This is a genomic window from Caulobacter segnis (assembly GCF_019931575.1).
Classification (GTDB): Bacteria; Pseudomonadota; Alphaproteobacteria; order Caulobacterales; family Caulobacteraceae; genus Caulobacter; species Caulobacter segnis_C.
Map to the genome: position 1 here is coordinate 236,694 of NZ_CP082923.1, position 20,906 is coordinate 257,599.

General features: G+C 68.1%; 17 protein-coding genes. 11 read left to right on the forward strand and 6 right to left on the reverse strand.

The genetic code is table 11. The annotated features are described in order from the left end of the window. Position 1: 1 nt before the first annotated feature. Positions 2 to 592, reverse strand: a complete 591-nt coding sequence (locus tag K8940_RS01135) for an NAD(P)H-dependent oxidoreductase (RefSeq protein ID WP_223392718.1) — start codon at positions 590 to 592, stop codon at positions 2 to 4. 177 nt (positions 593 to 769) lie between these two features. Here K8940_RS01135 and K8940_RS01140 point away from each other — a divergent pair, with 177 nt between their 5' ends. Together K8940_RS01140 and K8940_RS01145 are read left to right on the forward strand one after the other, a co-directional pair. Next, complete coding sequence (locus K8940_RS01140; RefSeq protein ID WP_223392719.1) at positions 770 to 1,480, forward strand: CoA transferase subunit A; 711 nt, start codon at positions 770 to 772, stop codon at positions 1,478 to 1,480. Beyond that, positions 1,480 to 2,121, forward strand: a complete 642-nt coding sequence (locus K8940_RS01145) for a 3-oxoacid CoA-transferase subunit B (protein ID WP_223392720.1) — start codon at positions 1,480 to 1,482, stop codon at positions 2,119 to 2,121. Before K8940_RS01140 ends, K8940_RS01145 begins: the two co-directional genes overlap by 1 nt. A 55-nt stretch (positions 2,122 to 2,176) precedes the next feature. On the opposite strand, the gene K8940_RS01150 is transcribed toward K8940_RS01145, so the two are convergent. Continuing rightward, a complete protein-coding gene (locus K8940_RS01150) occupies positions 2,177 to 3,748 on the reverse strand; it encodes an ArnT family glycosyltransferase (protein WP_223392721.1) in 1,572 nt (523 codons plus the stop codon). 189 nt (positions 3,749 to 3,937) lie between these two features. Between K8940_RS01150 and K8940_RS01155 the strand changes: the two genes are divergently transcribed. The 4 genes from K8940_RS01155 (at position 3,938) to K8940_RS01170 (ending at position 9,038) form a co-directional block, all read left to right on the forward strand. Beyond that, complete coding sequence (locus K8940_RS01155; protein ID WP_223392722.1) at positions 3,938 to 6,475, forward strand: TonB-dependent receptor domain-containing protein; 2,538 nt, start codon at positions 3,938 to 3,940, stop codon at positions 6,473 to 6,475. 150 nt (positions 6,476 to 6,625) lie between these two features. After that, positions 6,626 to 7,633 (forward strand): agmatine deiminase family protein, encoded by a 1,008-nt coding sequence (locus K8940_RS01160; protein ID WP_223392723.1) that lies wholly within the window; start codon positions 6,626 to 6,628, stop codon positions 7,631 to 7,633. After that, entirely contained in the window at positions 7,633 to 8,511 is an 879-nt protein-coding gene (gene aguB / locus K8940_RS01165; RefSeq protein ID WP_223392724.1) for an N-carbamoylputrescine amidase, read from the forward strand. Before K8940_RS01160 ends, aguB begins: the two co-directional genes overlap by 1 nt. Then, complete coding sequence (locus K8940_RS01170) at positions 8,508 to 9,038, forward strand: GNAT family N-acetyltransferase (protein ID WP_223392725.1); 531 nt, start codon at positions 8,508 to 8,510, stop codon at positions 9,036 to 9,038. The genes aguB and K8940_RS01170 overlap by 4 nt, the downstream gene beginning before the upstream one ends. Here K8940_RS01170 and K8940_RS01175 read toward each other — a convergent pair. Next, positions 9,035 to 9,841, reverse strand: coding sequence for an acid phosphatase (locus K8940_RS01175; protein WP_223392726.1), 807 nt, complete (start codon positions 9,839 to 9,841; stop codon positions 9,035 to 9,037). The two genes, K8940_RS01170 and K8940_RS01175, sit on opposite strands and share 4 nt — an antisense overlap. A gap of 146 nt (positions 9,842 to 9,987) precedes the next feature. Between K8940_RS01175 and K8940_RS01180 the strand changes: the two genes are divergently transcribed. Together K8940_RS01180 and K8940_RS01185 are read left to right on the forward strand one after the other, a co-directional pair. Next, on the forward strand, positions 9,988 to 12,030 hold the full coding sequence (locus tag K8940_RS01180; protein WP_223392727.1) for a TonB-dependent receptor: 2,043 nt from the start codon (positions 9,988 to 9,990) through the stop codon (positions 12,028 to 12,030). Between the two features lie 275 nt (positions 12,031 to 12,305). Next, positions 12,306 to 13,094 carry a SapC family protein gene (locus tag K8940_RS01185; RefSeq protein ID WP_223392728.1) on the forward strand — a complete coding sequence of 263 codons (789 nt, stop codon included), beginning with the start codon at positions 12,306 to 12,308 and terminating at the stop codon, positions 13,092 to 13,094. Between the two features lie 68 nt (positions 13,095 to 13,162). Here K8940_RS01185 and K8940_RS01190 read toward each other — a convergent pair whose 3' ends face one another. Further along, entirely contained in the window at positions 13,163 to 13,555 is a 393-nt protein-coding gene (locus K8940_RS01190) for an acyl dehydratase (RefSeq protein ID WP_223392729.1), read from the reverse strand. A 114-nt stretch (positions 13,556 to 13,669) separates the two neighbouring features. Between K8940_RS01190 and K8940_RS01195 the strand changes: the two genes are divergently transcribed. Beyond that, positions 13,670 to 15,829, forward strand: coding sequence for a protein-disulfide reductase DsbD family protein (locus tag K8940_RS01195; protein ID WP_223392730.1), 2,160 nt, complete (start codon positions 13,670 to 13,672; stop codon positions 15,827 to 15,829). Positions 15,830 to 15,832: 3 nt separating this feature from the next. Here the strand turns inward: K8940_RS01195 and K8940_RS01200 are convergent, their stop codons facing one another. Then, positions 15,833 to 16,561 carry a DUF1353 domain-containing protein gene (locus tag K8940_RS01200; protein WP_223392731.1) on the reverse strand — a complete coding sequence of 243 codons (729 nt, stop codon included), beginning with the start codon at positions 16,559 to 16,561 and terminating at the stop codon, positions 15,833 to 15,835. A gap of 175 nt (positions 16,562 to 16,736) precedes the next feature. Here K8940_RS01200 and K8940_RS01205 point away from each other — a divergent pair, with 175 nt between their 5' ends. Then, positions 16,737 to 17,357 (forward strand): thioredoxin family protein, encoded by a 621-nt coding sequence (locus K8940_RS01205; RefSeq protein ID WP_223392732.1) that lies wholly within the window; start codon positions 16,737 to 16,739, stop codon positions 17,355 to 17,357. A gap of 150 nt (positions 17,358 to 17,507) precedes the next feature. Next, positions 17,508 to 19,127, forward strand: a complete 1,620-nt coding sequence (gene pgi, locus K8940_RS01210) for a glucose-6-phosphate isomerase (RefSeq protein WP_223392733.1) — start codon at positions 17,508 to 17,510, stop codon at positions 19,125 to 19,127. 21 nt (positions 19,128 to 19,148) lie between these two features. On the opposite strand, the gene K8940_RS01215 is transcribed toward pgi, so the two are convergent. Next, the gene (locus K8940_RS01215; RefSeq protein WP_223392734.1) at positions 19,149 to 20,885 is read right to left on the reverse strand and encodes a hypothetical protein; all 1,737 of its coding nucleotides are present in this window, start codon (positions 20,883 to 20,885) and stop codon (positions 19,149 to 19,151) included. Positions 20,886 to 20,906: the final 21 nt, after the last annotated feature.

Sequence of the window (20,906 nt, forward strand, 5' to 3'; positions counted from 1 at the left end):
CTCAAGCCTCCGTGCGGACGATAGGGGAAGGCAGCAGCGAGGCCACGCGCGCCTTGTAGCGCTCGGCCTCGGCCTTCAGGGCCGCGTCGTCTTTCACCGAAGCGCCATGCACCACGAACGGCGTCTCCCATTCCATGCCGCACAGGTGCGCGGTCTGCTCCAGCGGCCGCAGGAACTCGTCCATCGAGAACCGGTTGTAGCCGTGGGCGTGATAGGCCTTGGCGCTGGCGCCGGTGGTGCAGGCCACGAACAGGCGCTTGCCCTTCAGGGCCTCGCCACCCTCGCCATAGGCGAAACCGTGCAGCCAGACCAGGTCCAGCCACTCCTTCATCAGGGCTGGGGTCGCGTACCAGAACAGTGGGAACTGCAAGGCGACGACGTCGTGCGCCACGAGGGTCGCCTGCTCGGTCTCGATGTCGACGACGAAGTCCGGATAGGTCTCGTACAGGTCCTTGAAGGTGACGCCGGAAAGACCTTTCGCCGCCTTGGCCAGGGCTCGATTGGCGCGCGAGCGTTCAAGAGCCGGGTGGGCCAGGACCAGCAGCACACCCGGGGTGGCGGGTGTCACAGAGCCGGTGTTAGCGTCGTTCATCACTGGACCCCTCCGCGTGGCGGAAAAATATTCATCAAGGGTTGAATTCTTTTGCGGCTCGGGCGACACGGTTCGCCGAGAGCCGGACGAAAGCTGACAGGCAGGCTTTTCATCCGTCTTGGATAAAAAGATCCGGCCAGTTCGCGATAGCCCGCGAGTTCGGAATAGGGAGACACCATGGTCGACAAGGTGAAGGCAGACGCCGTCGAGGCCCTGGCCGGGCTGCTGTTCGACGGCATGACCATCATGGCCGGCGGCTTCGGCCTCTGCGGCATTCCGGAGAACCTGATCGCGGCGATCCGAGAGGCGGGGACGAAGGACCTCACGGTCATCTCCAACAATTGCGGCGTCGATGGCTTCGGCCTGGGGATCCTGCTGGAGAACCGCCAGATCAAGAAGATGGTCTCGTCCTATGTGGGCGAGAACAAGCTGTTCGAACAGCTCTACCTCAGCGGTGAACTGGAACTGGAGTTCAATCCGCAGGGCACCCTGGCCGAACGCATCCGTGCGGGCGGCGCGGGCATCCCGGCCTTCTTCACGCGCACCGGTTACGGCACCCTGGTGGCCGAGGGCAAGGAAGTCCGCGAGTTCGACGGCGAGATGTACGTGATGGAGCGCGGCCTGACCGCCGACCTCGCGATCGTTAAGGCCTGGAAGGCCGACGCCGAGGGCAACCTGATCTACCGAAAGACCGCCCGGAACTTCAATCCGATGATGGCCACCGCGGGTCGCAAGACCGTTGTCGAGGTCGAGGAACTGGTCGCGATCGGCGCCCTGGACAAGGACGCCATCCACACCCCCGGCATCTATGTCGACCACCTGATCAAGGGCGCCAAGTTCGAGAAGCGCATCGAGCGGGTCACGACCCGCCAGAAGGAGCAAGCGTGATGGCCTGGACGCGCGACGAGATGGCGGCCCGCGCCGCCAAGGAGCTGCGGGACGGCTTCTACGTGAACCTGGGCATCGGCATCCCGACCCTGGTGGCCAACTACATCCCCGAAGGCATGCACGTGACGCTGCAGAGCGAGAACGGCATGCTGGGCATGGGCCCCTTCCCCTACGAGGGCGAGGAGGACGCCGACCTGATCAACGCCGGCAAGCAGACGATCACCGAGCTGGAGTCCAGCTCGTACTTCTCGTCGGCCGACAGCTTCGCGATGATCCGGGGCGGGCATATCGCCCTGTCGATCCTGGGTGGCATGCAGGTGGCGCAGAACGGCGACCTGGCCAACTGGATGGTGCCCGGCAAGATGGTCAAGGGCATGGGCGGGGCCATGGACCTGGTCGCCGGCGTCAAGCGCGTGGTGGTGGTCATGGACCACTGCGAGAAGTCCGGCGCGCCGAAGCTGCTGAAGGCATGCTCCCTACCGCTGACCGGCGCCGGGGTGGTGGACCTGTTGATCACCGAACTGGGCGTCTTCGAGATCAATCGCGGCAAGACGCCGGTGAAGCTGATCGAACTGGCCCCCGGCGTGACGGTCGACGAGGTCAAGGCCAAGACCGAGGCGGCGTTCGAGGTCGCGCTCTAGAAACGCGCTTCGTGGAAAGACGAAGGGCGGCGGCCCTCGAGGCCGCCGCCCTTTCTCATGGGCGCCTGGGACGCGGCGGCAGGCCGGTGATCGGGTCGCGGGGCAGGGGCGCGAAGCCCTCGGCGACGAACAGGTCGATCCGGCGCGAGCGTTTCCTGTCCAGGCGCACGCGGGCGATCTGCAGGCCGGAATGGGCTTTGAAGTCCTGCTCGATCTCGGGGCGATAGCCGCCTTCCAGGCTGACGATCAGGGCGCGGCGGCCGTAGTGGGCGTCCAGCGGCGCCGAGGTCTCGGCCTGGTTCTGCGGATGGGCCTCGTGCACCCACATGCGCAGCGGCGGCGCGCCGGGCTGGCCGAAATAGTCGCGGCCGTAGTAGGCGGCGGCGTTGTAGACGAAGCGGTCGTCCATGGCGACGGCGCTGAGCTCGCCGCGCAGGGCCTGCTCCTCGCGGGACCGCTCGATGATGGCCTGGACGGTCTGGTCCCAGCCGCGAACGCGCTTGAAGCCGTTCGACAGGCCCGTCGCATCCGCCACCTTGGGGCTGATCATGCAGGCGACGAAGAAGAGGGCGAACAGGGCCTGGAAGGCCAGGCCGCCGATCAGCCAGCGGCGGGCGTTCCAGCGTAGCAGCCAGCCTGCGGCCAGCACCGAGCCGGCCACGAAGGCCGCGCCGGCCCAGTTGGCGTTGGCGCGCGAGACGAAGGCCTCGCCGGCCACGATGATCAGCGGCGGCGCGGCGAAGCACAGCAGCAAGAGGTCGGGCGAGGCCAGCTTCCGCTTCACGCCCAGCCAGATCGACCCGCCCAGCAGCACCGCGAACGGCACGGGGCCGAACACGCCGAACTGCGAGCCGACGAACTCGATCAGCTCACGGAAGTTGAACAGGGTGTGCGCGCCCCAGTTGGCGTTCGAAGCCGTGTGCTTGACCGTCGAGAACTGGTGGCTGGCGTTCCAGGCGAAGTTCGGGGCCAGGGTCAAAACGAAGGCCGTGATGAACAGCACGATGGCGGCGGGGCACCAGCGCTTGCGGGCCTCCTTCGAGATCAGCGCGTGCAGAACGATGCTGCCCAGGGCGTAGATCGCCGCATACTTCGACAGGAAGGCCAAGCCCAGGGCCACGCCCATGCCCAGGGCGACGAAGTAGCGGCGCGGCGCGTACGCGGTGGCCAGGTCGACATAGGCCCAGATCGTCAGGGCCAGGAAGAACAGCAGCGGCGCGTCGGTGGCGACCAGGCCCGACGACAGCACCACGCCCGGCATCAGGCTGTAGATCGCCGCCGCCACCAGTCCGCTCCAGCCGCCGTAGAGGGTTCGGGCGATGCGGTGAATCACCAGGGCCGCGCCGGCGTGCAGGATCAGGGCGGACAGGCGCACCCACGGCTCGGCGTCGCCGCCGATCTTGGTGGTCAGCCAGATCAGCCAGGCGATCATCGGCGGCTTGGAGAAGTAGCCGAACGCCAGCTCGCGCGACCACAGCCAGTACTGCGCCTCGTCCGGGTACAGCTCCAGGGGCGTCGTGAACAGGGCGATCAGCCGTATGATCGTCAGTCCCGCGACCATCAGCAGCGTCAGCCGCCAGGCGCGTTCCTCGACCGAATATTTCAGAGATTCGTGAGCGGCTTGCATGACGCCTAATTAGCCAAGTAAGAAAAAACTGACCAATTGTTCCGCGTTAACGGGCCTTTATGACAGTTTGCGGGCGGGCGTGGCCTTTCCGTCACCAAACCTTCTAAAACTTTCGTTAAACGGCCCCAACGACGCGGAACCATGCCGGTCATACGGCGGGCGTGTCGAAAAAATGAGGGGATCCTTCGAATGCGTATGAGAAATTTCGCCCTGGCTACGACCGCGCTGGTCGGTAGCCTGGTCGCCAGCAGCGCGGCCATGGCCCAATCGTCGGGCACCACCGAAGTCGATAGGGTCGTCGTCACCGCGACCGGCCAGAAGTCGATCGACGGCGCCGTGGTCGCCGAGACCGCGCCGAAGTCGCGCTCGACCATCACCCAGGAATACATCGGCCGTCAGGCCGCCGGTCAGACGATCGTTCAGACGCTGAACAACGTCCCGGGCCTGAACTTCACCAACAACGACCCGTACGGCAACAGCGGCGGCAACATCCGTCTGCGTGGCTTCGACGGTAACCGCATCTCGCTGACCTTCGACGGCATCCCGACGAACGACACCGGCAACTACGCTCTGTATTCGAACCAGCAGCTGGATCCGGAACTGATCGAGCGCGCCAACGTCACCACCGGCCAGACCGACGTCGACACCCCGACCATCTCGGCCACCGGCGGCGTGATCAACTACACCACCCTGAAGCCGACCCAGGACTTCGGCGTGACCGCCGACGCCTCGTACGGCAGCTTCAACTACCGTCGCTTCTTTGGTCTGATCCAGAGCGGCGAATTCGGCCCCTGGGGCACCAAGGCCTGGGCTTCGGCTTCGTACACCAAGTACGACAAGTTCAAGGGCGAGGGCGACCTCGAGAAGAAGCAGTTCAACGCCCGCATCTGGCAGGACATCGGCTCGAAGGGCGACTACATCGCCCTGTCGGCGCACTGGAACCTGAACCGCAACTTCAACTACAACTACGCCCAGCTGGGCACCGCTGACGGCACGATCCTGCCGGAAACCGCGCAGTACGGCTGGGACTGGGACTACCGCAACAACACCACGGCCACGACCGGCATCTACGACTGGATCAAGCCGACCGCCGTCGCCGGCTCGCGTGACGTCGACGCCAATGGCAGCAACTGGTGGGGCGGCCGCATCAACCCGTCGAACACCGGCAACATCCGCCTGAAGTCGCGGTTCACGCTGACCGACAGCCTGATCTTCACGTTCGACCCGTCGTTCCAGTACGTGATGGCCAACGGCGGCACCCAGCAGGTGTCGATCAACGAATACGACGCCAAGCTGGTCGGCACGGCCACCACGTTCGCCAGCTGTAAGGTCGGCACGATCTCGGCCACGAACCGCGGCGTCGACCTGAACGGCGACGGCGACTGCATGGACTCGGTCCGTTACATGTCGCCCTCGAACACCAACACCCGTCGCTACGGCCTGAACACCTCGCTGATCTGGCGCCTGAACGACGACAACACCTTCCGCCTGGCCTACACCTTCGACCGCGGCCGTCACCGTCAGACCTCGGAAGCCGGTTATGTCGATCAGTCGACCGGCTTCATGAAGAACTGGTTCGGCGGCAAGGAAACCTGGGGCGGTGATCGCATCGTCGGCGCCGATGGCGCCCTGCTGCGCTTCCGCGACCGCTTCTCGATCGCCGAGCTGCAGCAGATCGCCGTCGAGTACCGCGGCCGCTTCATGGACGACAAGCTGAACGTCACGATCGGCGTGCAGCACAAGGAGTTCAGCCGCGAGCTGAACCAGTACTGCTACACCTCGAACGGCACCAGCACCGTGCTCTGCACCACCCAGGCGCCGAACGCTCCGCTGGCCAACGGCAACGTGACCTTCGGCACGTCGACGACCCAGTACATCGCGCCGTTCGCCTACAACGCCAAGGTCAAGAAGACCCTGCCGAACGTGGGCGTGTCGTATAACCTCGACAGCCACAACTCGTTCTACGGCAGCTACTCGGAGCAGATCTCGGCTCTGCGTACGGACAGCTACTACACCGTCCAGCGCCAGGCCGACGGCTCGATCGCCTCGCTGAGCGCCAAGCCGGAAGCCACCAAGACCGGTGAAGTGGGCTGGCGCTTCAACGCCCAAGGCTACTACGCCACGGTCAGCGCCTATAAGACGCAGTTCAAGAACCGCGTCGTCAGCACCTATGACCCCGACAGCGACACCTACCGCGAACGCAACGTGGGTTCGGTCGATATCAAGGGTCTGGAAGGTCAAGTCGGCGGCCGCATCACGCCGGAACTGTCGGTGGCCGCCTCGGCGACCTACACCGACGCCAAGTACCAAGACCCGCTCCTGGTCGTGAAGCCGAACGTCTACGCGCCGATCAACGGCAAGCAGCTGGTCGAAACCCCGAAGGTCATGTTCGGCGGCCGGATCAACTACGAAGAAGGTCCGTTCTCGATCGGCATCCAGGGCAAGTACACCGGCAAGCGCTACGCCACCGACATGAACGACCTGGCCGTCGACGGCTACGCCCTGTTCGACCTGGACATGCGCTACAAGCTCGACGCCGTCCTGAAGAACTCCTACGTCCAGCTGAACGTCTGGAACATCTTCGACAAGGAATACTACGGCAGCCTGGGCACCCAGGTGACGGCCGCCTCGGCCGCCACCAAGACCCTGTACGGCATCACCAACCAGCCCTACGGCTACATTGGTGCGCCGCGCACGGCTCAGGTGACGTTCCGCGTCGACTTCTAAGCCACGCAAGCTTCCCGTCAGGGAGAGAGGGGGCGGTCCGGTTTCGGGCCGCCCTTTTTCTTTGTCATTTTCGTTTGCTAACTAGGCGGCGCTTGACCTCGCGCCACCGAGGGGCCATCTGCGCCCCCTTCGTTTTCATTGGGCCTCCAAATGACCGTGATCGTCCCCGCCGAGTGGGCTCCGCACCGCGCCATGTGGGTGGGTTTCCCCAGCCATGCCGAGCTTTGGCAGGAAGACCTGGAGCAGGCGCAAGCTGAAGTGGCCGCCCTGGCCCGCGCCCTGGCTGGCCCGGGCGGCGAGCGTGTGCGTCTGATGGTGGTCGGCGATGAGGCCGAGGCCGCCGCCCGCGCGCTGCTGTCCGACACGAGCGTCGAGATCGTCCGGGGCCAGTTCGGCGACATCTGGCTGCGCGACACCGGCCCGATCTTCGTCGACGCCGACGGGGCCGCCAGCGCCGCTGGTTTCCAGTTCAATGGCTGGGGCGGCAAGTACAGCCTGGAAGGCGATGACATCGTCGCCGAGCAGATCGCCGCCGCCTCGGGCGCGCCGCTGGTCCGCAACGGCTTCATCCTGGAGGGCGGCGCCCTGGACCACGACGGCCTGGGTACGATCCTGACCACCCGCCAGTGCCTGCTGAACGCCAACCGCAACGCCGGCTGGGACGAGGCCTCGGCCACGTCCGCCCTCGCTGACGCCCTGGGCGCCAGGAAGGTGCTGTGGCTGGGCGATGGCTTGCTCAACGACCATACCGATGGCCACGTCGACAACCTGGCCCGCTTCGTCGCGCCGGGCGTCGTCGCCTGCCCGATGGCCTATGGCGCCGACGATCCGAATGCGGAGGTCTACGCTGAGACCGCCAAGCTGCTGGCCGGCATGACCGACGCGCGCGGTTCGCCGCTGCAGGTCGCCCGCATTCCCTCGCCGGGCAAGATCCTGGACGAGGACGGCGAGCCGATCCCGGCCTCGCACATGAACTTCCTGATCGCCAACGAGGCGGTCATCGTGCCGATCTACGCCGAGGAGTCGGGCGCCTTCGCCGTCGAGGTGATCAAGGGTCTGTTCCCCGAGCGCCAGGTCATCGGCCTGCCGTCCACCGCCATCCTGACCGGCGGCGGTTCGTTCCACTGCATCAGCCAGCAAGAGCCGGAGACCGCCTGATGGCCCGCACGCTCAGCGTCGCCGCGATCCAGACCTCGTACGGCATGGATCTGCAGGCCAACATCAAGAAGACCGAGGGCTTCATCCGCGAGGCCGCGTCCAAGGGCGCCCAGGTCATCCTGCCGTCCGAGCTGTTCCAGGGGCCGTACTTCTGCGTCGCCCAGGAGGAGCGCTGGTTCGCCGAGGCCCATCCGTGGCGCGAGCATCCGGTGGTCAAGGCCATCGCGCCGCTGGCCGGCGAACTGGGCGTGGTGATCCCGATCTCGATCTTCGAGCGCGAGGGCCCGCACTACTTCAACAGCCTGGTGATGGCCGACGCCGACGGTTCGCTGCTGGGGCTCTATCGCAAGAGCCACATCCCCGATGGTCCCGGCTACATGGAGAAGTACTACTTCCGGCCCGGCGACACCGGCTTCAAGGTCTGGGACACGCGCTTTGGCCGCCTCGGCGTTGGCATCTGCTGGGACCAGTGGTACCCGGAGGCCGCCCGCGCCATGGCGCTGATGGGCGCCGAGGCGCTGTTCTACCCGACCGCCATCGGCAGCGAGCCGCACGACCCCAGCCTCGACACCGCCCTGCCGTGGCGGCGGGCCATGCAGGGCCACGCCGTCTCGAACGTCATTCCGGTGATCGGCGCCAACCGCATCGGCTTCGAGCCGTGGGACGGCTATCCGAACGGCGGCCAGACCTTCTATGGCTCGAGCTTCATCGCCGACCATCGCGGCGACCTGGTCAGCGAGCTGGGCCGCGCCGACGAGGGTCTGGTCAACGCGACCTTCGACCTGGACTTCCTGACGACGCACCGCGCCGCCTGGGGCTTCTTCCGCGATCGCCGGCCGGAGTTCTACCAGGCCCTGGCCAGCGGCCGGCCTGCATGATCGGAACTGACCGCCTGGTGCTGCGACCGGCGGTCGACGCCGATCGGGACGCCATTGCCCAGCTCAACGCCCATCCCGAGGTGGGCGCCTGGCTGGGCGGCGTGCGAAGCCGCGCCGAGAGCGACGCCTTCGTCGACCGCGTGCAGGCGCACGACCTGGAGCACGGCTTCGGGTTCTGGGTGGTCGAGCGCCAGGCCGACAACCGGGTGATCGGCATGACCGGCGTCTGGTGGGTTCCGCCCGAGATGGACATGCCGAACACGGTCGAGATCGGCTGGCGCTTCCATCCCGACGCCTGGGGCCAGGGCTACGCCACCGAGGCGGCCAAGGCGGCGCTGGCCTACGGCTTCGAGACGCTGAAGCTGCCGGAGATCATCGCCTTCACGGCGCGCACGAACCTGGCCTCGCAGGCGGTGATGCGACGGATCGGCATGGCGCACGAGCCCGCCCGCGATTTCGATCATCCGGGCCTGGCGCAGGATCATCCGCTGCGCCAGCACGTGGTGTTCGTGGCGCGGCCCGCCTAGGCGCCGCAGCCCTCCGGCGCGCCCTTGGCCTTCGAAGCCGCCACCTCCGCCCGCGCCTTGGCCAGATCGCTCAGGAAGCCCGGATCGTCGTGCAGCCGGGTGACCAGGGCCGAGCCCAGATAGCGGCCGGCCTCGACGTCGCTCTGGAAGTGGACGCCGCAGACGATGCGGCTGTCGCCGAACGCCTTGCCGCGCGCCAGGATGGGGCTGGCCTTGTCGGGGACCAGCTCGGCGATCACCGAGGCCCAGGCCCAGCCGATCAGGCCGTGGCCGGACGGGTAGGAGCCGTCGGTGTTGATCCAGTCCTCGCGGGGCACGCAGATCGGCGCGGTGTTGCCGACCGGGGGGCGGGGACGCTGGAAGGCGGCCTTGGCCGGCTGGTAGATCTTGGCCGCGTCGTCGGTCATGCGCAGCAGCATGTTGGCCAGGGTCGGGGTCGCCTCGGCGCTGAGGGTCACGCCGGCCGCGCACGAGAAGCTCTTCAGGCCGTTCTTGCCCGAGAGGTCGGCGTCGGCGATCGCCCGGCTCCAGGCCTCGGTGTTCGCCAGCTTGCGGGTCTCGTCGAACTGGGCGCGCTCGGCCTTGCCCCGCGGCGAGTCCGGGGCGGGCGGCGGGCCGATGATGGTCGTGGCGACGATGCCGCCGTCGCCGCCCAGATAGCCCGGCGGCGGCTTCACCCAGCCGGCCGATGGCGCGGTGGTGGCCACGGCCGCCGGCTTGGCCGGCGGCGCGCGCAGGCCATCGGCCGAGCAGCCGACGAGGACCAGGCCGGAGACAGCGGCGATGAGCACGAAACGGGTCATGGAATGCGTCCCTGAGGTCATCCGCCCACAGAGAGCGGGGAAGTTCATGCGTCAAGAGAAAGCGGATTGACGAATGGATATGTTATTTCATAACACTCCATCACGACCGCTCCCCCGGTCAAGTTTCATCGGTTCCAGAGACCCCCATGCTTCGTCGCGTCGCCTTCTCCGCCGCGAGCCTCCTCGCGCTCGCCGCCGCCGTTTCCGCCCATGCCGCTGACGCGCCCGCCCCGGCGGCGCCCGCGCCGGACAGCGATACGGAAGTCTCCAAGGTCGTCATCACCGCCGCGCCGTACGCGGTGTCGCTGGACACCGTGACCAGCAGCGTCAACGTCATCACCCGTGACCAGCTGGACGTGGCGCCGCCGGCCGGCCTGGGCGACACCCTGAATGGCCAGCCAGGCCTGCGCTCGACCTTCTACGGTCCCGGCGCCAGCCGCCCGGTGATCCGCGGCCTGTCGGGTCCGCGCGTCATGGTGCTGGAGAACGGCGTCGGCCAGGTCGACGCCTCGTCGCTGTCGCCCGACCACGCGGTGGCCTCGGACCCTGGCGAAGCCACGCGCGTCGAGGTGCTGCGCGGTCCCTCGACCCTGGCCTATGGCGGCTCGGGCATCGGCGGGGTGGTCAACATCATCGACGAGCGCGTGCCCTCCAGCCCCGCCGCGAACGGCTTCGAGGGCCGGGTGGCCGGCTCGGTCTCGTCGGTCGACGACGGCAAGGCGATCAACGGCTCGGCCAAGTTCGGCAAGGGCCCGCTGGTCTTCGCCATCGACGCCGATCACCGCGAGAGCAGCGACTACGACGTCCCGACCGCCCCGGTCTCCTCGCGCCTGGCGCGCCGCGATGGCCTGACGCCGGATCCGGACAAGACCGTCAAGAACACCGACGTCGAGATGGACGCCTACGGCGCCGGCGTCAGCTACGTGCATGACAGCGGCTTCTTCGGGGTGTCGGTCAAGAAGACCGACACCACCTACGGCGTCCCCTACCTGCAGGTCCTGGCTCCGATCGACCCGGACGCCGAGGGCCCGGTCTCGATCCACCTGCAGCAGACCCGCTACGACCTGCGCGGCGAGCAGGACGTCGATCTGGGTCCGTTCGCCAAGATCCGCCTGTCGGCGGGCCACGCCAAGTACGAGCATGCTGAGGTCTCGGTCGACAGCGGCGAGGTCGGCACCCGCTTCTTGTCGGACGGCACCGAGGGGCGCCTGGAGCTGGTCCAGAAGGAGCGCGACGGCTGGCAGGGCGCGGTGGGCTTCCAGGCCCTGGAGCGCCATTTCTCGGCCATCGGCGACGAGGCCTTCGTGCCCTCGACCGACATCAAGGAATACGGTGTCTTCACCTTGCAGCGTCTGGACAAGGGCGTGTGGGGCCTGGACGCGGGCCTGCGCTTCGACAGCCGCGAGCTGAAGACCGACTTCACCAAGAAGTCGTTCGACAACGTCTCGGCTTCGCTGGGCCTGTTCTACAAGCCGGCCGACCACCAGTTCGTGGCCCTGACCCTGTCGCGCAACGGCCGCGCCCCGACCGAGTTCGAGCTGTTCGCCGACGGCCCGCACCCGGGCACCGGCGGCTACGAGGTCGGCGACGCGGACCTGAAGTCCGAGAAGGTCACCTCGCTTGAGGCGACCTACCGCTACACCGGCGAGCGCCTGCGGGTGGAGGGCCACCTGTGGGGCGCCCAGTACGACGGCTTCATCGAGGAGGCCCCGACCGGCGCGGTCCAGGACGATCTGCCGGTGTTCCAGTACTTCCAGACCGACGCCAAGTTCCACGGCGCCGAGCTGGAGACCTCGTACGTCGCCTGGCGCGGCGGCGAGAACACCCTGAAACTGGAAGGCGTCTACGACTATGTGCGGGGCAAGACCGACCTGGGCGTGCCCGCCCGCGTGCCCCCGTGGGGTCTGACCGGCCGCGTGGTTTGGAGCGGCCCGCGCCTGGACGTGCAGACCGAGGTGCGCCGCGTGGGCAGCCAGAACCGGGTGGCGGACTTCGAGCTGCCGACCGACGGCTATACCCAGGTCAACGCCATGGTCACCTTCAAACCCGTGGCGGACTCGGCGCTTCGCCTGTTCGTCGACGGCCGCAACCTGACCAACGAGACGATCCGCGAGCACGCCTCGTTCCTGAAGGACTTCGCGCCCTCGCCGGGCCGCTCGGTCCGCGCCGGTTTCGCCTGGCGCTTCTAGCGTCGGACGAGAGCGCGGGACCCCAGCAGCCCCCGGGGTCCCGTCCCGCGCCGGGGCCTGGACGTCCTCCCCCCTTCCAGGCCCCGGACTGCTCGCCCGCCGAGGGCGGCAAGCAAGCTTACCGTTTCGCGTCGGAGATGAATCCGAGACCCGTGGTCTCGCGACGACAGCGGCCCAGATTGCTCGGTCTCGAAGGATCGGCTAGAACGCCGAGCCTTTGCGGTCGTCTTGAAGCGTTCGAGCGTCCGTTTTCTAATTCTGTCGTAGAGCTCTTCATGACCACGTCCCAGTCCGCCGGCGAGATCTCCGGCAACGTCCTGTTCTACAACTCGCCGGAGCCGCTGAACCGCGAGCAGCACGCCAAGCTGGCCCTGGTCCACAAGGACAAGCCGTACGGCTTCGCCGCCGCCGGCACCGCCGTGCCGCTGACGGTCTCGGAATTCGCGCCGGCCGCCCTGACCTTCCCGGTGATCTTCGCCGGCGAGGACAAGGTTCCGCTGGCCGTGATGGGCCTGAACCAGCAGGAAAACCTGTTCATCAACGCCGACGGCTCGGTCGAGGCGAACGTCTACATCCCGGCCTACATCCGCCGCTATCCGTTCGTCCTGGCCAACGATGAGACGCAAGACCGTCTGATCGTCTGCATCGACACCGGTTCCGACCTGCTGACCGAGCAGGGCCAGACCCCGCTGTTCGACGCCAAGGGCGAGCCGACCGAATACACCCAGAACTGCATCAAGTTCTGCGACGACTTCGAGATCGAGCGCCGCCGCACCGACTCGTTCGTCCAGCTCCTGAAGGACCTGGACCTGTTCGAGCTGAAGAAGGCGATCTTCCAGCCGCAGGACGAAACCGGCGCTCCGGCCGGCGAACCGGTCACCGTCGCCGAGTACTTCGGCGTCTCGGAAGAGAAGCTGAACGGCCTGTCGGCCGCCAAGCTGAAGGAACTGCAGGAAAACGGCGCCCTGGCCCAGATCTACGCGCACCTGGTGTCGCTGCTGGGTTGGGACCGCCTGATCAACAAGACCATGCTGAAGCAGGCCGAGGCCGCGAACCTGAACTAGGGTTCGACGTCAGCTGAAGACGAGAGGGCGGCGGGGCTTCGGCTCCGCCGCCTTTTTCTTGGGCCAGGCTATCGGGCGAAGATGCTGCGGGTCAGGCACGAGAAGACCAGGCGGCCGGCCTCGTCCAGGAGGTCGTGCTGGGCGATGACGATGCCCTTGCCCTCGCCGACCGGGTCCTTGCCCATCACCGTCATCCGGCCGCGCAGCAGCTCGCCAACGGGCGGATTGCGCATCCAGCGCAGGGCGTCGACGCCCAGGCGCTTGGTCTGCGGCCAGGCGGCGCTGGCCTCGGCGTCCAGCCGGGTCCAGATGGCGAAGACCATGCCGTCGGGCGCGCCGTTCTCGATCGGCCAGCCCGGCGCGAAGGCGGCGATGAAGGTCTCCAGCGCCTTGCCGTCGACGGCGCGCGTGCCCAGCGAAACGACCTGACCGATCTCGATGTCGTCGAACGCGGCGGGCATGGGCGGCTCCGGATGATTCTGTAATCGACTGTCCGTCGCGACTTGAGCATTGTCGAGAGCAGGCTGGCGGGCCATGTGTTCGTCCGCGTTCTTTTTCCGCCGAGCCCGCCGCCGATGTTCCTGAAGAAAGCCGTCCTCGCCCTGCAAGCCTTGCTGGCGGCGACTCTCCTGGCCGGCGCGGCCATGGCCGCGCCCGTGGTCAATTCCGGGCACATCGAGTCCGAACTGGTCGCCCAGGAGGCGGGGATCGCGCCGGGCGGCACGGTCTATGTCGCCCTGCGCCAGAAGATCATTCCCGGCTGGCACACCTATTGGCGCAACCCGGGCGACGCGGGCGAGGCGACCAAGATCGCCTGGACCCTGCCGGCCGGCTGGAGCGCCGGCGACATGGTCTGGCCGACGCCGCAAAAGGCCAAGCTGGGTCCGCTGCTGGACTATGCCTACGAGGGCGAGGTCTTCATCCCGGTGCCGATCAGCGCCCCGGCCAACGCCCAGGTCGGGACGACGATCAGCCTGAACGCCGACGTCGCCTATCTGGTCTGCGAACAGGTCTGCGTGCCCGAGGACGCCAAGCTGACCCTGCTACTGCCGGTCGTGGCCGGCGCGCCGTCGGCGGATCCGAAATGGGGTCCGGTCGTCGCCGACGTCCTGGCCAAGGCCCCCAAGCCGGCCGGGCTGAAGGCCGTGTTCAAGCTGGACGGCCAGACCCTGAAGCTGGCCGTCATCGGCGGGCCGCTGAAGGGCGCGGACATGGCCGGGGCCTATTTCTTCCCCTATTCGTCCAAGGTCATCGAGCACGCCGCCGAGCAGGTCATCGAGCGCGGCCCCGAGGGCCTGACCTTGTCGCTGAAGCCGGGCTACGATTTCGTCGGCGGCGGGACGCCGCCGGCCGAGCTGCAAGGCGTGCTGGCCACCAAGGCCGGAGCCTGGGAGGTCACCGCCACGGCCGGAGAGCCGCCCGCGACCGCCAGCGGCCTGGGCGCGCCGCCGGCCGAGACCGCGCCCGCCGAGGGCGGCGCCGTTCGGGGCGGCCTGGTCGGGGCCCTGGTCTTCGCCTTCCTGGGCGGGCTGATCCTGAACCTGATGCCGTGCGTCTTCCCCGTGCTGTCGATGAAGGCCGCCAGCCTGGCCGGCCACGCCCACGATGGCGGCAAGGCCCGCCTGCAGGGCCTGGTCTTCCTGTCGGGGGTCGTGACCACCTTCCTGGTCCTGGCCGGCTTGCTGCTGGCCGTGCGGGCCGGCGGCGCGGCGGTGGGCTGGGGCTTCCAGCTGCAGTCGCCGCTGGTCATCGCGGGCCTGGCCCTGCTGATGCTGCTGGTCGCGCTGAACATGTCGGGCGTCTTCGAGATCGGGACCTCGGTGCAGAACGTCGGCTCGGGCGCCTCGGCCCAGGGCGGGGCGAGCGGGGCCTTCTTCACCGGCGCCCTGGCGGTGGTGGTCGCCGCCCCGTGCACCGCGCCGTTCATGGCCGGCGCCCTGGGCTACGCCCTGACCCAGCCGGCCATCGTGGCCCTGGCGGTGTTCCTGGCCCTGGCCCTGGGCTTCGCCGCGCCCTTCGTGGCCGTGGCCTTCATCCCCGGCCTGCTGAAGCTTCTGCCGCGCCCCGGCGCCTGGATGGACGTGCTGAAGAAGGGCCTGGCCTTCCCGATGTACGGCGCGGCCCTGTGGCTGACCTGGGTGTTCGCCCAGCAGGCCGGTCCGATCGCCCTGGGCCAGGTGCTGGGCGCGGGCGTGCTGGCCGCCTTCGGGGCCTGGCTTTACGGCCTGGCCCAGAACCGCCGCGCGGCGGGCGAGGGCTCGACTGTCTCGCTGGTCGTCGGGCTGCTGGCCGTGGTCGCCGCTATCGCCCTGGCCGCCTCGGCCGCCCTCGCGGCCAAGCCGCCGACGACGCCGACGACGTCGGCCGAGGCTCCGGCTGGTCCGGGCCTGGTCGCCGAGACCTGGTCGCCGGAGAAGGTCGCCGAGCTGCGGGCCGCCGGCCGTCCGATCCTGGTCGACTTCACCGCAGCCTGGTGCGTGACCTGCCAGGTCAATGAGAAGGTCGCCCTGTCCGGCGCCAAGGTCGCCGAGGCCTTCAAGGCCAAGGACGCGGTCTATCTGAAGGCCGACTGGACCAATCGCGACCCGGTCATCGCCAAGGCGCTGGCGCAGTTCAACCGCGTCGGCGTGCCGCTGTACGTGGTCTATCCGAAGAACGGCGGGCCGCCGGTCATCCTGCCCCAGCTCCTGACCGAGGGCATGGTCATCGAGGCGATCGAGAAGGCCGGCGCCTAGGGCCTACTTCTTCTTGTCGCCGAACGGCAGCTTGGCCTTCACCTGGTCCAGAGGCGTCTTGGTCACGACCACCGGCGGCGGGGCCACGATCGGGGCGACCTTGACAGGATAGGCGCGCCAGCCGGTCTGGATCAGGGCGCCGAAGCCCTGGCACTTGGGCAGGTAGCGGACCATGCCGGCGCGCGGCTTGGCGAACGGGGCGGGCTGGACGATGTCCTGGCGCTTGGGATCGACGAACCGCCAGTCGGTCGGCAGGCCGTAGCCCTTCTCGCCGCCCAGCCGCACGGCCTGGTAGGCGAGGTTGGCCTGGAAGGGCGTGACCCCGTATTTCAGCATCGCCCGCAGGAAGATCTGGTCGGCCTCTTCGCGCTTGCCCGGCTCGCCGATCGTGTAGAGCCAGTCGTGGACGATGGCCGCCCGCGCCGTCGGGCCCTGCGGGTCGACGAAGCCCTGACCGTACCAGGGCACGCTGGCGAAGTCGGTGACGTACCAGCGCGGCACGACGATCACCTTGCCCGTCTCGACGTCGCAATAGGGGAACTCGGCGTCCAGGGTGAACAGCTTGCGGCCGTCCTTGGTCTGGTTGAACAGCATGATCGGCTGCGGCGTCAGCGAGCTGGGCGGCGTCGGGGCCACGACCGGCACGAAGACGGTGGTGTTGGTCTCGGTGGCGCAGGCCGCCAGGAGCAGGCCGGAACCGACGAGGGCGGCGAAGGACTTGGTGCGGGACATCGAGCGAGAGAGCAGCAGGGGAGGACGAAGGGTCTTCTGGGCGCGAGGGCCCTTTGGATCAAGCAAGAATGGCGAAGTTTCGGCCGTCGTCTCGATTGGCCCTGCGACCGTTTCGCAAATCCGCGATCCGTGAGAAGGTCTTCGGCGGGGGCGCTTTCTGGTCTGGAGAACCGACATGTCGATCACTCGCCGTCTCGTCGCCAGTTTTCCGTTTTGGGCCGGTCTGCCGTTGACCGCGCTTGTCCCGACCTTGGCGCAGGCCAAGCCGGCGCCCGACTTCACCGCCGTCGACGCCGACGGCAAGACCCGCTCGCTGTCGGAATTCCGCGGCAAGACCGTGGTGCTGGAGTGGGTCAACGAGGGCTGCCCCTATGTCCGCAAGCACTATTCGGGGAACATGCAGGGCCTGCAGCAAGCCGCCCGCGCCGACGGGGTGGTGTGGCTGACCATCGCCTCGTCCGCGCCGGGCAAGCAGGGCTACTTCCCGGACGGCGCGGCCGCCAAGACTTGGATGGACGCCAAGGGCGCCAAGCCGACGGCCCTGCTGCTCGATCCCGACAACAAGGTCGCCACGACCTACAAGGCCAAGACCACGCCGCACATGTTCGTCATCGATAAGGCCGGCCAGGTCGTCTACGAGGGCGCCATCGACGACATCCCGACCAGCAAGGTCGAGGACCTGCCCAAGGCCAGAAACCTGGTTGCCGCGGCCCTGGCCGACGTCAAGGCGGGCCGCAAGGTCGCCACGCCGTTCGCGCCGCCCTACGGCTGTTCGGTGAAATACAAGGACGCCTGAGGCGAGGCGCGTCCGGGCCTGCCGAGATCTGCCTCGGCGCGGGGGACATCGGTGGTTTCCGCAAAAAACGTCATTGGTCTGCCATGACGCGGCGGCGCCTGTTTGGTAAGGCCCGTTGCACAAACACCGATTTTCCAAAGGACGTCCCGCATGGCCGATCTCGACACCGCCTGGAACCGCCTGGAAGCCGCCGCCAAGGCCGCGGGCGACAAGCGCATTGTCGAGTTCTTCGATGCGGAGCCGGGGCGCCTGGACGCCCTGACCCTGGACGTCGCCGGCCTGCACCTGGACCTCTCCAAGCAGGCCTGGGACGAGGCTGGCCTCGAGGCCGCCCTGGACCTGGCCCACGCGGCCGGCGTCGAGGCCGCCCGGGCCCGGATGTTCGGCGGCGAGGCGATCAATTCGTCCGAGGGCCGCGCCGTCCTGCACACCGCCCTGCGCGCGCCGGCCGGCGCTGATTTCAAGGCCCAGGGCCAGCCGGTCATGGCCGAGGTCGAGAGCGTCCGCCAGCGGATGAAGGCCTTCGCCGAGGCCGTCCGCTCCGGCGCGATTCTGGGCGCGACCGGCAAGCCGTTCAAGGCCATCCTGCACATCGGCATCGGCGGCAGCGACCTGGGCCCCCGCCTGCTGTGGGACGCCCTGCGCCCAGTGAAGACCCAGATCGACCTGCGCTTCGTGGCCAATGTCGACGGCGCCGAGTTCGCCCTGACCACGGCCGACATGGACCCGGAAGAGACCCTGGTCATCGTCGTCTCCAAGACCTTCACCACCCAGGAGACCCTGGCCAACGCCAACGCCGCCCGCGCCTGGCTGGTCGAAGCCCTGGGCGAGCAGGGCGCCAACCAGCACCTGGCCGCCATCTCGACCGCCCTGGACAAGACCGCCGCCTTCGGCGTGCCGGACGACCGCGTGTTCGGCTTCTGGGACTGGGTCGGCGGCCGCTATTCGCTGTGGTCGTCGGTCAGCCTGTCCGTCGCCGTCGCGGCCGGCTGGGACGCCTTCCAGGGCTTCCTGGACGGCGGCGCGGCCATGGACGAGCACTTCAAGACCGCTTCGCTGGAGAAGAACGCTCCGGTGCTGGTCGCCCTGGCCCAGATCTTCAACCGCAACGGCCTGGACCGCCGGGCCCGCTCGGTCGTGCCCTATTCGCACCGCCTGCGCCGCCTGGCCTCGTTCCTCCAGCAGCTGGAGATGGAGAGCAACGGCAAGTCGGTCGGTCCGGACGGCAAGCCCGCCCAGCGCGGCACCGCCACGGTGGTGTTCGGCGACGAGGGCACCAACGTCCAGCACGCCTATTTCCAGTGCATGCACCAGGGCACGGACATCACGCCGATGGAGCTGATCGGCGTCGCCAAGTCGGACGAGGGCCCGGCCGGCATGCACGAGAAGCTGCTGTCGAACCTGCTGGCCCAGGCCGAGGCCTTCATGGTCGGCCGCACCACCGAGGACGTGGTCGCCGAACTGCAGGCCAAGGGCGTCTCGGAGGCCGAGATCGCCACCCTGGCCCCGCAGCGCACCTTCGCCGGCAACCGCCCGTCGACCCTGGTGGTGCTGGAGCGCCTGACGCCCCGGACCTTCGGCGCCCTGATCGCCCTCTATGAGCACAAGACCTTCGTCGAGGGCGTGATCTGGGGGATCAATTCCTTCGACCAGTGGGGCGTCGAGCTGGGCAAGGTGATGGCGGGCCGCATCCTGCCCGAGCTGGAGAGCGGCGCGGCCGGCCAGCACGACCCGTCGACCACGGCCCTGATCCAGCGGCTGAAGAAATAGGCCCTTCGTCCCGGCTGGACCTCAGTAGCGCCAGCTCTTGAGGTCCGCGCCGGGCGGGGCCGTGTCCTCGATCCGCTTGAGGATCTTGGGCAGGTAGATGGTGTTGTAGCGCAGCCGGCTGATGGCGTTGGGCAGGTCCTTGGCGCCGTTCCAGCAGTGCTCGTCCTTGTCGCCATAGGCGACCTCGCCGCCGTAGGGCGGGTCCTTCAGGCCGTTGAAGACCTCCTCGGCGACGTAGACGGAATTGTTCAGGAAGTAGTTGTCGCCGCGGCCGACATAGACGTGGATCTTGCCCTGGAGCTTCGGCCACAGGGTCTTCCAGTCGCGCTGGATGATGTGGGTCAGGTCGTAGTGTTCGCGCCAGTAGTCGGCGACCGAGCGGTCGATCTGGCCGGTGACCTTGTCGAAGATCGGCTTGGGGTAGCCGTCCGGCCCCTGGGGTCCGTAGACCGCCTGCCAGATGTCGTACTGCTCGCCCGAGCGGCCCCTGTCGCCCAGGGCCAGTTCGTAGGTGTTGACGTCGCGCTGGGTGGCGAAGACCTCGCCCAGATAGTTGCGATAGCCGGCCCGTTCGATCGAGCGGTTGGCGCCCTTCAGGACATAGGCGTTGTCGTCCCTGTAGAGGTCGATCGTCGTGTACTGACGGAAGCTGATCGGGTCGGGGCAGGCGGCGAAGGCGCCGTTGTACATGTCCGGATAGAAGACCTGGGTCGCCAGGGCCTCCCAGCCGCCGGTCGAGCCGCCGTAGGTGAAGCGCGCCCAGCCCTGGCCGATGCCCCGGAACTGCTTCTCGATCGCCGGGATCAGCTCCTTGTTGATGGCGTCGCCATAGGGGCCGAGATTGGCCGAGTTCACCGCGTAGCTGTCGTCGTAATAGGGATTGGCGTGCTCGATCTCGATGGCCAGGAAGCGCGGGAAGTTCGGGCCGGTCCACTGGCGATAGAAGTCGTAGGCCTCCTGCTGCTGGATCCGGTTGTAGCCGGCCAGGTGGAAGCGGTCCGAATAGTCCGGCTTCAGGTCCGGATCGGGCGGGGTGGTGCGGAAGCCGCCGAAGTCGTCCGGATAGTGGCCGTGGAAGACCATGAGCGGATAGCGGGCATTGGGGTGGGTCTCGAAGCCCTCGGGGATCAGCACGTGGGCCCCGAGATACATCGGTCGGCCCCAGAACTTGCTGAGCAGCTCGCTCTTGATGCGGACGTGCTTGATGTAGGGCGTGTCGGCCGGGCGGGCGATCTCGGGGATCTTCTGGTCCAGGCTGACGGCGACCTTGGCTGCGCCGACGAACTCGCCGTTCGCGCCGATCTCGACCTCGACCGGGGTCGAGTAGAGGTTGCCCGGCTTGGTGTTCCAGTGCTGGCCCTCGCCCTGGTCGGGCGGCAGGCTGACCACCGAGCCGTCGCTGCGTTTGAAGGTCTCGTAGCGGTTCAGCACGACCTGCAGCCGGTACTTGCCCGGCTTGACGCCCGAGAGGCTCTTCACCGGCCAGCCGAAGGCCTTGTCGTCGACGGTGACGGCCGCTCCCGGGGCCAGGCCCTGGACGTTCTGGCCGAAGACCATCTGGGTCTTGAGGTCGAACCAGATCTGGGTGCGCGGCTCGGCCGACGGGTCGTTGGACAGCAGCAGCAGCAGCCGGCCGTCCAGCGGCGCGGCGCTCATCGCCTTGGGAAACGAGACCTCGACGGTCGGCGCGGCCAGGGCGGCCAGAGGCAGGACGAGCGCGCCGGCCAGGGCGGTGGCGGCGGTGAGCAGACGACGCATGCGGAAGGGCCCCTCGAAAGA

Coding starts and splice junctions, on each gene's coding strand:
- K8940_RS01170 (WP_223392725.1), top strand. CDS start 8,508: ATGATCGGAACTGACCGCCTGGTGCTGCGACCGGCGGTCGACGCCGAT.
- pgi (WP_223392733.1), top strand. CDS start 17,508: ATGGCCGATCTCGACACCGCCTGGAACCGCCTGGAAGCCGCCGCCAAG.
- K8940_RS01205 (WP_223392732.1), top strand. CDS start 16,737: ATGTCGATCACTCGCCGTCTCGTCGCCAGTTTTCCGTTTTGGGCCGGT.
- K8940_RS01160 (WP_223392723.1), top strand. CDS start 6,626: ATGACCGTGATCGTCCCCGCCGAGTGGGCTCCGCACCGCGCCATGTGG.
- K8940_RS01215 (WP_223392734.1), bottom strand. CDS start 20,885: ATGCGTCGTCTGCTCACCGCCGCCACCGCCCTGGCCGGCGCGCTCGTC.
- K8940_RS01145 (WP_223392720.1), top strand. CDS start 1,480: ATGGCCTGGACGCGCGACGAGATGGCGGCCCGCGCCGCCAAGGAGCTG.
- K8940_RS01140 (WP_223392719.1), top strand. CDS start 770: ATGGTCGACAAGGTGAAGGCAGACGCCGTCGAGGCCCTGGCCGGGCTG.
- K8940_RS01185 (WP_223392728.1), top strand. CDS start 12,306: ATGACCACGTCCCAGTCCGCCGGCGAGATCTCCGGCAACGTCCTGTTC.
- K8940_RS01175 (WP_223392726.1), bottom strand. CDS start 9,841: ATGACCCGTTTCGTGCTCATCGCCGCTGTCTCCGGCCTGGTCCTCGTC.
- K8940_RS01190 (WP_223392729.1), bottom strand. CDS start 13,555: ATGCCCGCCGCGTTCGACGACATCGAGATCGGTCAGGTCGTTTCGCTG.
- aguB (WP_223392724.1), top strand. CDS start 7,633: ATGGCCCGCACGCTCAGCGTCGCCGCGATCCAGACCTCGTACGGCATG.
- K8940_RS01180 (WP_223392727.1), top strand. CDS start 9,988: ATGCTTCGTCGCGTCGCCTTCTCCGCCGCGAGCCTCCTCGCGCTCGCC.
- K8940_RS01155 (WP_223392722.1), top strand. CDS start 3,938: ATGCGTATGAGAAATTTCGCCCTGGCTACGACCGCGCTGGTCGGTAGC.
- K8940_RS01135 (WP_223392718.1), bottom strand. CDS start 592: ATGAACGACGCTAACACCGGCTCTGTGACACCCGCCACCCCGGGTGTG.
- K8940_RS01200 (WP_223392731.1), bottom strand. CDS start 16,561: ATGTCCCGCACCAAGTCCTTCGCCGCCCTCGTCGGTTCCGGCCTGCTC.
- K8940_RS01195 (WP_223392730.1), top strand. CDS start 13,670: ATGTTCCTGAAGAAAGCCGTCCTCGCCCTGCAAGCCTTGCTGGCGGCG.
- K8940_RS01150 (WP_223392721.1), bottom strand. CDS start 3,748: ATGCAAGCCGCTCACGAATCTCTGAAATATTCGGTCGAGGAACGCGCC.